General features: G+C 59.3%; 12 protein-coding genes and 1 pseudogene. 7 read left to right on the top strand and 6 right to left on the bottom strand.

Going from position 1 to position 14,135, the window contains the following annotated elements; translation table 11 throughout:
* From MJ639_RS11335 to MJ639_RS11310, 6 genes and pseudogenes are all read right to left on the bottom strand, one after another.
* Positions 1-183 (bottom strand): annotated as a pseudogene (locus tag MJ639_RS11335) (hypothetical protein); the annotation flags it as partial.
* Positions 184-686: 503 nt separating this feature from the next.
* Positions 687-1,928 (bottom strand): DUF763 domain-containing protein, encoded by a 1,242-nt coding sequence (locus MJ639_RS11330; RefSeq protein WP_243371985.1) that lies wholly within the window; start codon positions 1,926-1,928, stop codon positions 687-689.
* A gap of 14 nt (positions 1,929-1,942) precedes the next feature.
* The gene (locus MJ639_RS11325) at positions 1,943-3,004 is read right to left on the bottom strand and encodes a patatin-like phospholipase family protein (protein ID WP_243371983.1); all 1,062 of its coding nucleotides are present in this window, start codon (positions 3,002-3,004) and stop codon (positions 1,943-1,945) included.
* Positions 3,005-3,137: 133 nt separating this feature from the next.
* Complete coding sequence (locus tag MJ639_RS11320; RefSeq protein WP_423790785.1) at positions 3,138-4,745, bottom strand: phytoene desaturase family protein; 1,608 nt, start codon at positions 4,743-4,745, stop codon at positions 3,138-3,140.
* A gap of 161 nt (positions 4,746-4,906) precedes the next feature.
* Positions 4,907-5,905, bottom strand: coding sequence for a Gfo/Idh/MocA family protein (locus tag MJ639_RS11315; RefSeq protein WP_243371963.1), 999 nt, complete (start codon positions 5,903-5,905; stop codon positions 4,907-4,909).
* 20 nt (positions 5,906-5,925) lie between these two features.
* A complete protein-coding gene (locus tag MJ639_RS11310; RefSeq protein ID WP_243371961.1) occupies positions 5,926-7,017 on the bottom strand; it encodes a LacI family DNA-binding transcriptional regulator in 1,092 nt (363 codons plus the stop codon).
* Between the two features lie 158 nt (positions 7,018-7,175).
* On the opposite strand from MJ639_RS11310, the gene MJ639_RS11305 reads away from it, so the two are divergent.
* The 7 genes from MJ639_RS11305 (at position 7,176) to MJ639_RS11275 (ending at position 14,071) form a co-directional block, all read left to right on the top strand.
* Positions 7,176-8,417, top strand: a complete 1,242-nt coding sequence (locus MJ639_RS11305) for an ABC transporter substrate-binding protein (protein ID WP_243371959.1) — start codon at positions 7,176-7,178, stop codon at positions 8,415-8,417.
* A 78-nt stretch (positions 8,418-8,495) separates the two neighbouring features.
* The gene (locus tag MJ639_RS11300; RefSeq protein WP_243371951.1) at positions 8,496-9,431 is read left to right on the top strand and encodes a carbohydrate ABC transporter permease; all 936 of its coding nucleotides are present in this window, start codon (positions 8,496-8,498) and stop codon (positions 9,429-9,431) included.
* Positions 9,428-10,312, top strand: coding sequence for a carbohydrate ABC transporter permease (locus tag MJ639_RS11295; RefSeq protein ID WP_243371933.1), 885 nt, complete (start codon positions 9,428-9,430; stop codon positions 10,310-10,312). The genes MJ639_RS11300 and MJ639_RS11295 overlap by 4 nt, the downstream gene beginning before the upstream one ends.
* A 4-nt stretch (positions 10,313-10,316) precedes the next feature.
* Positions 10,317-11,396 carry an ABC transporter ATP-binding protein gene (locus MJ639_RS11290; protein WP_243371931.1) on the top strand — a complete coding sequence of 360 codons (1,080 nt, stop codon included), beginning with the start codon at positions 10,317-10,319 and terminating at the stop codon, positions 11,394-11,396.
* 69 nt (positions 11,397-11,465) lie between these two features.
* On the top strand, positions 11,466-12,233 hold the full coding sequence (locus MJ639_RS11285; RefSeq protein WP_243371929.1) for a sugar phosphate isomerase/epimerase family protein: 768 nt from the start codon (positions 11,466-11,468) through the stop codon (positions 12,231-12,233).
* A 5-nt stretch (positions 12,234-12,238) separates the two neighbouring features.
* Positions 12,239-13,417 (top strand): Gfo/Idh/MocA family protein, encoded by a 1,179-nt coding sequence (locus MJ639_RS11280; protein WP_243371927.1) that lies wholly within the window; start codon positions 12,239-12,241, stop codon positions 13,415-13,417.
* A gap of 12 nt (positions 13,418-13,429) precedes the next feature.
* Positions 13,430-14,071, top strand: coding sequence for a ThuA domain-containing protein (locus MJ639_RS11275; protein WP_243372048.1), 642 nt, complete (start codon positions 13,430-13,432; stop codon positions 14,069-14,071).
* Positions 14,072-14,135 lie beyond the last annotated feature (64 nt).

Here is a 14,135-nt window from a genome sequence, read left to right as displayed (position 1 = left end):
CTTGGCGCCGATGAAGGTCTGGCCGTTCTTGGGCTGGATGCTCTGCATGCGGTGAACGCCCGCCTCGAGCCAGAACGTCGCCCCTTCCGGCGCCGAGTTCACAACCGACTGAATGTTCGTGCCAACAGATATACGAATCGCGCCAGCAGGCATCGTCGACGAAACGTCTGAAGTATACGGCATAGATAGCCCCTTAGGAAAATATAGATTTATTATCTATTTGAGGATGAGATTTATTCTGGAAGGTCTTTGATAAAATACAGGCAGTGCTTTCTATTGTTTAGAAAGTCCTTTCTTTCGAAAACTATGATTTCAACGCAGGGAGAGATTTAAATAAAATAACTTGTCTCTTACGAAATACACTTAAGAGGTATGGGAGGCTTGCCCGGCGAGTATGGCGACAATGTGACATCTGCCGTAACGATATCAAACATAAATTCAAGCAAAGTGCGAGAGCTGGAGGCTTTTGCCAGTGATCACCACAGAGATCGGCGAAGACCAGGCTTATAAATTTTCCAACAAAAGCAGAACGATGCACGAACGATTCAACTTCATTTCTAAAGAGGGGCAAATCCGGCCCCCTCCAAACGAATAGTTTTATTATATTCTGTACCTATAAGGCGAATTAGTCTGCAAATAGGCAAATTTCATTTGCATGTGCTTTCACGGGCAATCCAAGCTATGAACTAAGGCTCGGAAGGTGGCTCATCGCCGAAGACCGAACGGCCACCATAAGCGTGCGAGTTCTTTCGTTCATCAGCCATGAGATCATCGAACTCCGCCCCTGTTGCAAAGCGCTCGAGTGTGCGTGCTTGAGCGTCCAAACGCTTCAAGGCAAACAACTCATCCTGCTGTCCGAGTTTTGCCTTCTGCACAGCGGATTTCAGAACTTGGATCGTTTGATCATAAACGCGCAGCGGCACTGGAAACGGATGCCTGTCCTTGCCGCCATGCGCATAAGAGAAACGTGCAGGATCACTAAAGCGGCAGGGCGTGCCATGAATCACCTCCGCTACCATGGCGAGCGCTTCTACTGTCCTCGCGCCCACGCCAGGCGTCAGCAGAAGATCCGAAAAATCTTCAGGGCCTCGCTCGGCTGCTGCTGCAAGCGTTCCGTGCAATCGGCGAAGGACCACATCCTTGGAACGCACATCATGATGCTCCGGCATCACGAGATGCGGCAACAAGGGCTGTGAGTGGGTAGCGACCTCACTCTCCTTCTCGGTCAACGCCACGAACTTCCGGGCAATGCCGTCCGGACCCAATGTGTCCAACATTTCGATCTGCGCGAGGCGAGAAGATTTCGCCCGATGATCCGTCAGGTTGACGATCATTCCCTGCCCGATCCCATCGATGCCGCTATGCGGCTCGTCGACGAAACTCTTGAGACCTTCGGACAGCCAATGATAGCGGCGCGCTTGCCGGCGCGCATCGTTCATGCCTTGCTGAACCACGGCCCATTTCCCGTCATCCGTGACGATGAAACCATGCAGGTAGAGATCGAATCCATCCTGGATCGCGGCGCTGTCGACCTTCGCGACCAAGCGGCTGGCCTTTGCAAGAGCATCACCGTCGAACCCTACGCGTTCTCCTATGAGGGCAAGTTCTTGAGGCGTTTGTCGCGAGTGCCGCCCTCGTCCGCCGCAGACATGGATGCCCAACTCCTTCGACAAGGGCGTCAGCCCGCGCTTGAGGGCACCGATCACGCTGGTCGTGATCCCCGACGAGTGCCAATCCATCCCCATGACGGCACCAAAAGACTGGAACCAGAAGGGATGAGCCAGACGGCGCAAGAGCTCGTCGCGCCCATAATGATGCACGATGGCTTCGCTCATCACGGCGCCCAGACGCGTCATGCGGTCGGCCAGCCATTTCGGGACATGGCCGCTATGGAGAGGAAGGTCCGCGCTTCCTGCTTTTCTCGCCATCTTAAAAAGCCTTCTCAGGCATTGGACAGATCAAGCGTGCTTTCGCGCCCGAGCGCCTGATAATTCTTGCTGAGCCATGTCCGAGCAGAAGCCCGGCCGAGATCCTTCAATTTCTTGAAGAACTCCCACCGCGCGTCAAGTCGAGACGAGGCGGCATAAACATCGAGTTCCGATCCACCGTGAATGCGGTGCATCAGTACGCGTTTGTATTCATCCGTCGAGAGCTTGCCCTCATCGATCAACCGTCGAACAAAGTCGATGGCCCTGAGCTCATAGAGAAGGTTGGCGTTGAAAGTGATCTCGGTCAGCCTGCTGCGGATTTCCTCAGCCGTCCGTGGAGTTACTTGGCGTTCAACCGGGTTGATCTGAACGAGCAGAATATCGTCCGCCTCGGTTTCGTAGAACAGAGGAAACAGAGCCGGGTTTCCCGTATATCCCCCATCCCAGTAGGGCTCGCCATCGATCTCCACTGCCTTGAAAATCGTCGGCAGGCACGCGGATGCAAGAACATGATCTACCGTCAGTTCAGGCGCCGTGAAAACATGGATCTTTCCGGTCCAGACATTCGTCGCCGAGACGAAGAGCTTGGTATCCCTGCAGGCGCGGACACGCTCGAAATTGATCATCTCATTGAGAGCATCCCTCAACGGATTGATGTCGAGTGGGTTCAAATCATACGGGCTTGTAAGATTCGAGAAGGCGCCACCCCAGAGGCTCGTCGATGCATGAGCCCCGCTCCAGTAATTCAGGAAATGATCGAAGAGTGAGCGTTGGACGGGAGAAAGGGAGCCGTCGAGGCTGACCCGCTTCCAGAACTTGCGAAGCTGCTCGCGGGCGCCATCCCTGCCTCCCTCAAGCCAGCCCTCCACAAGGACGACGGCATTCATGGCGCCTGCGCTCGCGCCGGTGATGGCTTCGATGGCGAGTCTGCCATCCTCAAGCAGATAATCCAGAACGCCCCAGGTGAACGCGCCATGTGCGCCTCCGCCCTGCAATGCCAGATTGACGTTCTTTTCGGCTCGAGGGCCGACCATGCCGAGCATTCTGCTGGGAACTTTCGCTGCACGCCCGGTCATCCCGCCTCCATCAGATGAATCTGACAAAGGACTTAGCACAATTCAGGGCAAGGCGGAGGAAGCCTGCGACAATTTAAGCATGGGAGAACGGATCTCGCCATCCTTTACCACGAGGAAGAGCACAGCAAAGAAATCAGCTCAGGCGCTTGATATCCGCAAGGACAGCGCGCGCCGCGTTGTGACCGGGCGCACCCGTAACACCGCCACCGGGATGCGTTCCTGCACCGCACATGTAAAGACCTTTGATCGGAGCACGATAATCCGCATGACCCAGCATCGGCCTCGCACTGAAGAGCTGATCCAGCGTCAAGGCTCCGTGGAAGATATCGCCGCCGACAAGGCCGAATGTACGTTCCAGATCGAGCGGGCTCATGATCTGCCGTCCGACAACGCTTTCCTTGAACCCAGGGGCATAACGATCGACGGTCGCGATCATGAGGTCGGCGACCTCCTCGCGGTGATCGTCCCAGGAGCGCCCATCGGACAAAACCGGTTGCACGTGTTGGCAGAACAGGCTCGCCACATGCGCACCCTTGGGCGCAAGGCTGTCATCGAGAGTCGATGGAATCAGCATCTCGACGATAGGCTCTCGGCTCCAGCCGAAATGCTTCGCGTCGTCATAGGCGCGATCCATATAGGCGAGTGAGGGAGCGATGATGATGCCGGCCGTGTGATGATCGGCGACCTCGCGCCCGGGCAGAGCCGTGAAGCTCGGAAGCTGCGAGAGCGCCACATTCATGCGGAACGTACCGGAGCCCGATTTCCAGCGGCGCATGCGATGCAGGAAGTCCGCAGGCAGGGCATCTTCCGGTACGAGCTGGTCGAAAAGCAATTTCGGATGAACGTTGCCCGCCACTGCGCGGGAGCGGATCGTGCGTCCATCCTTCAGGACGATACCGGCTGCCCTTCCCTTCTCCACGATGACTTCACGCACCGGCGCATCGGTCTCGATCTCGACGCCCTTCTCGCGCGCCGCCTTCGCCATGGCCTGTGTGATCGCCCCCATGCCGCCGATGGCATGTCCCCAGGCGCCCTTTTTTCCATTCACCTCGCCGAAGACATGATGAAGCAGCACATAGGCCGTGTTGGGCGTATAGGGACTTGCAAAATTTCCAACGACGGCATCGAATCCGAAGGCCGCCTTCACCGGCTCCGATTCAAACCAACCATCGAGATAATCACCCGCCGATTTCGCGAAGAGATCGAGCAGAGCCCGCCGGTTCGCCATGGAGAGGCCGCGCAGGCGGCTGCCTGTGAGAAGCGCGCGCCAACCTTCCGAAAAAGCCGCGCGCCAGCCGCCTGCGACCAGATTCGGGGGCTGCTGGAGCACAAGATCGCGCAAGACATCCGCGATGGCATCGATCTCGTTCGAGTAGGCGTCATAGCGCTCCGCGTCCCTGGCGCTGAAGCGCGCGATCTCGGAGCGGGTCACGCCTTCGCCGACCTTGAGATATTGATCACCCGGTAGAGGGAGAAAATTCGAGAGACGCCGCTCGACGACCTTCAGCCCATGACGAGGGAGATCCATATCGCGAATGATCTTGGGGTTGAGAAGGCTCACCGTGTAGGAAGCGACGGAATTGCGGAAGCCGGGATGGAATTCCTCCGTCACGGCCGCGCCGCCCACGACGGAACGCTGCTCGAACACCTTCACTTTGTATCCGGCGGACGCCAGGTAATAGGCGCAAACCAGCCCGTTATGCCCTGCCCCGATAATGACGACGTCGCAATCGTGTGCCACTCCAGATTCCCCATTTGGCATTCTATTTGATGCCTGAACCTAGATCAGGGCACTCTCTGGCTCAAGAAGGCTCAATTGCGCTGCCACAGAGAACGTTGAGCGTCTCGAGCAGCGGATGCATAAAGCGCCAAGCCCGGTCGGCTCTTTGGCATCGTGACTGCTCAGGGCCGCTCCCAGGCTCCAGACTCTTCCGAGCGCCGAAGAGCATCGAGAATCCGCAGGTTCTGAAGGGCGTCGCTCCAGTCATAGGCCAAGCTCTCCTCACCTCGGATCGCCCGGCTGAAAGCCTCCCCCTGAAGCTGATACTGGTCGATGACGGGAAACTCGATGGCCCGGGCAGATCCCCCTCCGTGAACGGATCCATCATCCACGAAAATGCGGACAGGTCTGTCCGGCGGAGCGTTGAAGGGAATCTCGATTTCGATACGCCCCTTCGAGCCCAGGACCTGAATGCGCTGGAATGGCACGGCCTGCGTTGAAACCGTGAAGGTCAATTGCCGGCCTTGCTCGAAATCCATCAGCGCGCTCGCCGTACGGTCCACTCCGAACGCGGGATCGCGGTCAATCATGGTGATCACGCGTGCTGGTTCAGCATCGAAAAAGTACCGTCCTGCGACGACAGCATAGCATCCGATATCCAGAAGGCCGCCTCCACCGATATCCGCCTTGTTGCGAATATTGGCTGGATCGACATTGAAATAGGAAAATGCCACCTGGATCGCCTTCACCTCGCCAATGTCGCCGCGTCGGATCAAGTCCCGCGCATGCTGCCATTGCGGGTGATGGCGCACCATGAAGGCTTCCGCGACAAGAACGTGGGAGGCTACCCTCTGAATCTCCGCGGCTTCAGATGCGGTGATGGCAATCGGCTTCTCGCAGAGAACATGCTTGCCTGCCGCAGCAGCGGCAAGAGCCATCGGCACATGCAGATGATTGGGAAGTGGAATGTAGATCGCCTCGATTTCCGGATCTGACAGCAACGCCTCGTATGATCCATAAGCCTTACGAATTCCAAGATCATCAGCCATGGCTCGTGCGGATGCCTCATCGCGCGAGGCCACGGCGGCGACATCGCACAGAGAACTTTTGATCATTCCCGGCACGACCTTCGTGCGGCCGATCTTCGCCGTGCTCAATATTCCCCAACGAACGGGTTGCATGTCGATCCTCCCAGGTTTTTCTAGTGCGAGACGAGATGCGGCTTTCCCCTACCCTGCCGCGATGCTTTTCTCGTGCCGTCTGGAATCGCGCGTGTCGTATCGCGCTCCAACAGCTCTAAGGGCAGTCGGATATTCCAGTCTCCAGGCTGCATCTGCTTATGAATCATCTTCAAAAGCACCGCGGCGCCCTTGCGTCCCAGATCATGAAGCGGCTGGCGAAAAGTTGTCAGAGTCGGCTCCACATAATCGGCGAACTCGATTCCGTCGAAGCCGATCACCGATACATCCTCCGGCACGCGAACACCGGCGGCCCTTACAACCTTGATGAATCCGATCGCGCTCTCATCTGACGTGGCATAGACTCCTGTTGGCCTGTCTTTCAACTTCAGGAAGGCCTCGGCCGCTGCGACACCTGCCGAGAACACGAACCGCCCGTCCCATTTCACGAAATCTTTTTCGGAAAGCCCAGCCTCGGCAATGCCCTCCAGAAATCCCGCAAGTCGCTCCGCAGCGATGATATTGGAGGGCGGTCCGGCGATGTATCCGAGGCGCCTATGTCCCAGTTGCACGAGATACTCGACAGCTGCACGTGAGGCTTCACGATCCTGAACGACGACATTCGGAATCTTGTCATCGTCAATTGCCGCACACATCGCCACCATAGGGAGGCCGGCCTCGCGCATCGTCCTCTTGTTGCCCTCCGGAATACGGCCGTTCATGAGAATGACGCCATCGACTTGCCGCGACAGGGCAAGCTCCACATAGCGTGCTTCCCTATCTTCACAATTGTCGAGACTTCCGATCACGAGCCCATAGCCTGATTGCGTGAGCTCTTCATCGATGCCGCGCAGGATCTGGGCGAAGACGGGGTTCGCCAGATTGGGAACGACGACCAGAGCAGTCATCGTCCGGCGCTTGCGCAGGTTTCGCGCCACGCTGTTGGGGGTATACCCACATTGCCTCACCGCCTCCAGCACGAGGTCGCGGGTTTTCTGCCTGACCTTGTCGGGGCTGGCCAACACACGGCTCACGGTGGCCGTCGAAACGCCTGCGATCCGAGCCACATCGGCGATCCGCACTTCCTTGGGCGAGCGCCACCCCTTCCGGCTCATGAGAAATTCTCCCTGGACTCCAACAAGATATCGACCTTGCAATTATAGATCATAGTTCCGTTTACGTAGCGTCTTGACTTATTCAAAAAGTCCTTACAACTTATATCTCAAGATGTAATCGATTACAAAAATCGATACAACGCTTCTGGGAGGAAGCCATGCGCCTGAAAAAACGCATTTCTGCGTATACCCTTGCTTTTGCCTTCGCTTCGACCACTGCAGCATTTGCCCAGCAAAAGGCCGAGGTTCTCCATTGGTGGACGTCCGCCGGTGAATCCGCCTCGGTCAAGGTCTTTGCCGACCAGTTCACGAAAGCCGGCGGCACCTGGGTGGACAATGCCATTGCCGGCGGCGCCAATGCCCGCACGGCCGGCATCAACCGCATGGTGGGCGGCAACCCGCCGACCATGATGCAGTTCAACACCGGCAAGCAGTTCGACGAGTTGGTGAGCAACGAGCTGGTGCGCGATGTCGAGCAGCAGGCGAAAGCCGGCAAATGGCGCGAGCTGATGCCCAAGCCCATCGTCGATGCGACCGTGCGCAACGGCAAGTTCTATGCCGTGCCGGTGAACATCCACGGCCAGAACTGGATGTTCTATAACACCAAGGTTTTCGCGGATGCCGGGCTCGAGGTTCCCAAGACCTTCCCTGAACTCGTTGCCACCGGTGAGAAGCTGAAGGCCAAGGGTGTGATCCCGATTGCCCTGGGCGGCCAGCCCAACTGGGAGCACAACCTCTTCCGCGCCGTGGTCGTCGGACATGGCGGCGCTGATATGTTCCGCAAACTCTACGGCGCCAGGGATCAGGCCACCGTCAAGAGCTCCAAGTTCAAGGAAACCGTCGAACTCTTCGGCAAGATGCGCGCGCTCGTCGATCCGGGCAGCCCCGGCCGCAACTGGAACGACGCGACTGCTCTGGTCATCACCAACAAGGCCGCCATGCATTTCAATGGCGACTGGGCGAAAGGTGAGTTCATTGCCGCCGGTCAGACCGCAGGCAAGGAATATGGCTGCGCCCTCGTCGGTGAAGGCGGCGGCAAGCTTGTGATCGGCGGCGACGTGTTCGTCTTCCCGGTCACCAAGGACAAGGCCCAGACCGCAACGCAGGACAAGCTGATCGAAGTGCTGCTCGATCCGACCAGCCAGATCGAATTCAACAAGAAGAAGGGTTCGATCCCGGTGCGGATGGATGTGGACGTGTCGTCCATGGACACCTGCGCCCAGAAGTCCCACGCTGTTCTGAAGGATCCCGCCAACCAGGTGGAAGCGATGGAAATGCTGAGCACGCCGAACTTCTCCGGCGCGATGCAGGATGCCGTCACCCAATACTGGAACAACGCCAACATGACGGCCGACGCCTTCATCGAGAAGATCCTCGGCGCGATGCGTGACGCAAGCTGATGAGAAACGGCCCGCCCCCTGCGGGGCTCGGGGCGGGCCGTCCTTCGCTGAACCCGGCTTTCTCACGAGGCATTCTCGATGTCGACCGTTTCACTCCGCGCTCCGAGCATAAGCCCAGCCACAGCCCCTCCCCGCCGCCGGCTTCTCACACGGTTGCCCGCGGCCTTCGCGCTCCTGCCGACAGCGCTGATCGTTCTCATCGTCTATATCGGCTGCATGCTCTGGACGGTGCGGCTGTCCTTCACGAGTTCCACTCTGCTGCCGAAGCTCGACTGGGTCGGCCTTGCGCAATACAGCCGCCTCTTTGCCAATGACCGCTTTCTCACATCTGCCGAGAACATCGTCATCTTCGGCTTCCTGTTCATTTCCGGCTGCCTGATCCTCGGATTTCTTCTGGCCGTCTTCATCGACCAGAACGTGCGCGGCGAAGGCCTCTTCCGTACGCTCTTTCTCTATCCCTATGCCATGTCCTTCGTCGTCACCGGCGTCGCCTGGCAGTGGTTCCTCAATCCCGGCCTCGGCCTCCAGAAGCTCGTGCGCGACATGGGTTTCCCGAACTTCACCTTCGACTGGCTCGTCAATCAGGACATGGCGATCTACACCATCGTCATCGCAGGCCTGTGGCACGGTTCGGGCCTGACGATGGCGATCCTGCTCGCGGGATTGCGCGGGGTGGATAACGACCTCTGGAAGGCGGCGCGCGTCGACGGCGTGCCCACCTGGCGGGTCTATGCCTCGATCATCCTGCCCCTGCTGCGCCCCATGATCGTGACCGCAACCGTGCTTCTCGCGACCGGCGTCGTGAAGCTCTACGATCTCGTCGTCGCCATGACTCTCGGCGGCCCCGGCATCGCCACGGAGGTACCTGCGAAGTTCGTGATGGACCATCTCTTCGAGCGCAACAACATCGCGCTCGGCACGGCAGCCGCCACGATCATGCTCGTTGCCGTCATCTCCATCCTCGCGCCCTGGGTCTACATGAAATACGTTCGCCGCGAAGGGAGGCATGCATGAGTGATGTGATCCCTCAGGGGCGTCGGCCGCGCCATCTCACGCCAGCGCGCATCGGCGTCTATGCCTTTCTGATCACCGCGGCACTCTTCTTCCTGCTGCCGCTCTGGATCATGGTGGTCACTTCTCTCAAGCCCATGGATGAAATCCGGCTGGGCAACATCATCGCCTGGCCGCAGGCGCTCACCTTCGAGGCCTGGACCAAGGCTTGGTCTTCTGCCTGTACCGGCCTTGAATGCAACGGCATCAGCGTCGGTTTCTGGAACTCGGTGCGCATCCTCATCCCGTCCGTGATCTGCTCGATCATCGTCGGCGCGGTCAACGGCTACGCCCTCTCCTTCTGGCGGGTGAAGGGAGCCAATATCCTGTTCGGCGTTCTGCTGCTGGGTGCCTTCATCCCCTATCAGGTTTTCCTATACCCGCTAGTGCGAATCTTCTCGATGACGGGTGTCTACAATTCGCTCCTCTGCATCGTGATCGTGCATGTCATCTTCGGCCTGCCGACAATGACTCTGCTCTTCCGTAACTATTATGCGAGCCTGCCGATCGAATTGTTCAAGGCCGCGCGCATCGATGGCGGCGGGTTCTGGACGATCTTCTTCCGCGTGATGCTGCCCATGTCCACGCCGATGCTGGTGGTGGCCACGATCCTGCAGGTCACCGGCATCTGGAACGACTTCATCTTCGGCCTCACCTTCGCAGGCCGAGAAAACCTGCCAATGACGGTGCAGCTCAACAACATTGTGCATTCGACGCAAGGCGAGCGCGCCTACAACGTGGACATGGCGGCCACCATGCTCGCCGCCTTGGTTCCTCTCGTCGTCTATTTCGTCTCCGGACGCTGGTTCGTGCGCGGCATCGCCGCCGGCGCAGTGAAGGGTTAAGACCATGTCGACTGTTTCCGTTCGTGACGTCACCGTCTCCTTCGAATCCTTCCGTGTGTTCGATGGGCTCTCGCTTGATATCAATGAAGGCGAGTTCATCGTTCTTCTCGGTCCCTCGGGATGCGGAAAATCGACCCTGCTCAACGCCATTGCCGGCCTTCTCGATGTAGCCTCCGGGCAGATCTGGATCGACGGAAAGAACGTGACCTGGGAGGAGCCGAAGGATCGCGGCATCGCGATGGTCTTCCAATCCTATGCCCTCTATCCGCGCATGAGCGTGCGCGAGAACATGTCCTTTGGATTGAAGATGGCGAAGACGCCGAAGCCGGAAATCGAAAAACGCGTTGCCCAGGCGGCGGAGCTTCTGCAGATCACGCATCTTCTCGACCGCAAGCCGGACCAGCTCTCGGGCGGACAGCGCCAGCGCGTCGCCATTGGTCGGGCGCTGGTGCGCGACGCCGCCGTCTTCCTGTTCGACGAGCCGCTCTCCAATCTCGATGCCAAGCTCAGGAACGAATTGCGCGTCGAGATCAAGCGTCTGCATGCCAAGCTCGGCAAGACCACCATGGTCTATGTGACCCATGACCAGATCGAGGCCATGACGCTCGCCGACCGCATCGTCGTTCTCAAAGATCAGCAAATCCAGCAGATCGGCAGCCCCGACGAGATCTATCGCCGCCCTGCCAATCTCTTCGTCGCCGGCTTCGTCGGCTCCCCGCAGATGAACTTCATCAAGGGCAGGATCGAGGTGACCGGCAGCGGACATGAATTCGTGTCGGGCAAGCGCCGTCTGCCGTTAGCAGGTTACCATTTTACCCTTTCTCCTCAAGCGGGCGAGGATGTGGTGTTGGGCGTCAGGCCCGAGCATCTGGATATCGTCGAGGCAGGCATTTGGCCCGGCTTCAAGGTCGACATCGTCGAGCCCATGGGCGCCGACACGGTGATCTGGTGCAGCGATGGCGAGGGCTCCATCCAGGTTCGCACCAGCGGCAGCAAGCGTGCCGCGCGCGGCGATGCGCTCTCGCTCGGTATCGACCCGGACCAGGTCTCCCTGTTTTCCGCCGCAACCGGCGAACGTCTCTGAACCCAGCCCTTCAGCAACTTGCGAAACGGCGCTCTTCGTCCGCTCGCGTCACAAAGCCTTGAGGATCTTATGAGCGTCACAGACACTCTTTCCATTCAGCTCTACACTCTGCGGTCGCTGGAGGATGTGGACCGCATTCTCGATACGGTTGCAGAAGCCGGCTACCGCTATGTGGAGACGGTAGGATCGCATCTCGACAATGCAGCCGGCATCAAGGCGAAACTTGATGCAAGGGGCCTGAAGGCCTCATCGAGCCATGTGAGCATGGCGGCACTGCGCGAGAAGCCCGATGCCATCATCGACGCCTGCCGCACGCTGGGATTCACGGATCTGTTCATGCCCGCCGTTCCGCCGGAGCAGCGCGACATGGACGCTGCCGGCTGGCGCTCCCTCGGCAGCGAACTGGGGGACATTGCGCATCGCTTCCACGAGCAGGGCATCCGGCTCGGCTACCACAACCATCATTGGGAGCTGATCCCTAAAGACGGCAGCAAGACGGCTCTCGAACTAATCTTTGAGGCGGCGGAAGGAAGCCCCCTCGCCTGGCAGGTGGACGTGGCCTGGCTCGTTCGCGGCAATGTCGACCCCAAGGAATGGATCAGCCGCTACCGCAGCCTCATCACCGCCGCCCATGTGAAGGACATCGCACCTACCGGGCAGAACGAGGATCAGGATGGATGGGCCGATGTGGGGGCCGGCACTCTCGATTGGCGCGACTTGTGGTGCACCTGCCGCGATGCGGGCGCACGATGGATGGTGGTCGAGCACGACAAGCCTTCCGACCCCGCACAAACTGCCCGCTCCAGCTTCGCCTTTCTGCGCAATATCGAGGATTGATTACCATGGATACGTTGAATGTCGGCATCATCGGATGCGGCAACATTTCCGGCATCTACCTGCAGAACATTCCCGCCTATCGCGGCCTCAAGCTCCGCGCCTGCGCCGACATGCGGCCCGAAATCGCGCAGGCTCAGGCGAGCCGCCACGGGATCGAGGCCATGTCCGTCGATCAGATGCTGGCGAGCCCCGATATCGATCTCGTGGTCAACCTCACGATTCCGGCCGCGCATTTCGGCGTGTCGCTGGCAGCGCTCAGCGCCGGCAAGCATGTGTTCTCGGAAAAGCCGCTCGCGGTGGATTTCGAGCAGGGCCGCAAGCTGGTGGATGAAGCGGAGGCACGCGGCCTTCTGCTCGGCTGCGCGCCCGATACGTTCCTCGGCGGCGGCGGGCGTCTCGCTCGCAACCTCATCGATGATGGATCCGTGGGACGCATTCTGTCCGGAACCGCCTTCCTGATGTCGCACGGCATGGAGCACTGGCATCCTGATCCGGAATTCTTCTTCAAGCCGGGCGGCGGCCCGATCTTCGACATGGCACCCTATTATCTCAGCACGCTCGTCAACTTGATCGGACCGGTGAAGCGCGTCTTCGCAATGTCGAGTATCGGCTTTCCTGAGCGCATCGTGACCACGGAATCCTCTCCTCGCAAAGGCGAGCGCATCAGCGTCGAGACGCCCACGAGCGTCATGTCGCTGCTGGAATTCGCATCGGGCGCGCAGGTCACGCTCTCCATGAGCTGGGATGTGTGGAAGCACGGACACCCGGCGATCGAGCTCTACGGCACGGAAGGCTCGCTGCGTGTGCCGGACCCCAACTTCTTCGGCGGCCATGTGGAGATCACCGAGCGCGGTGGAGATTGGCGCTCCGTCGATTCAAGCGACATGCCCCTCGGCGCGCCGAACTGGCGCTCCCCGAACTGGGCACCGGATGCGCCGTCCCGCGCCAACTATCGCGCCCTTGGCCTCGCCGATCTTGCCAGCGCTGCACTCAAAGGCACCCCGCACCGTTCCAGCGGCCGTCTCGGGCTTCATGTGCTCGAAGTCATGCATTCCATTCTGGAAGGCGCGGCAACCGGTCAGCCGAAGGCCATCACGACCACGCTGGAGCGGCCTGTGATGCTCGATGATCACGATGCCGCCGCTCTCTGGCAGGGCCTGCCGCAAACGGCCTCTGCAGCGTAAGGGAAAAAGATGATGCGTGAGGCGCTGATCGTCTGGGGCGGATGGAGCGGGCATGAGCCGGAGCAATGCGCCGGCATCATCGCCGGAATGCTGGAAGAGGACGGCTTCTCCGTCCGCATGGAAACATCGACAAGCGCCTTCGCCGATCCGGATTTGGGCAAGCTCAGTCTGATCGTTCCGATCTTCACCATGTCGAAAATCGAGAAGAGCGAGGTGGCCAATCTCTCTCAGGCCGTGCGCGGCGGCGTCGGCCTGGCGGGATACCACGGCGGCATGGGAGATGCATTTCGCGAAGCCGTCGAATATCAGTTCATGTGCGGCGGCCAGTGGGTCGCGCATCCCGGCAATATCATCGATTACCGGGTCAACATCACCCGCCCGGATGATCCGATCATGCAGGGTACTCGCGATTTCGACTATCGCTCCGAGCAATACTACATGCATGTCGACCCCTCGAATGAGGTTCTCGCCACCACAACCTTTTCCGGTGAGCATGCGCCATGGATCGACGGCGTCGTGATGCCTGTTGTGTGGAAACGCCGTCATGGCGAGGGTCGCGTGTTCTACAGCTCTCTCGGGCATGTCGCGAAGGAATTCGACGTGCCGGAGATGCGCACCATTCTCCGACGCGGAATGTTGTGGGCTGCTCGATAGCGCTAGCCCGTTTGCGCCTGATGGAATTTTTCCGCAACCGTCATAAAACTGTCATATAAACTTC

The sequence above is a fragment of the Microvirga solisilvae genome, from assembly GCF_022808595.1.
GTDB classification, from domain to species: domain Bacteria; phylum Pseudomonadota; class Alphaproteobacteria; order Rhizobiales; family Beijerinckiaceae; genus Microvirga; species Microvirga solisilvae.
This window is presented reverse-complemented; position numbering and strand designations above follow the sequence as displayed.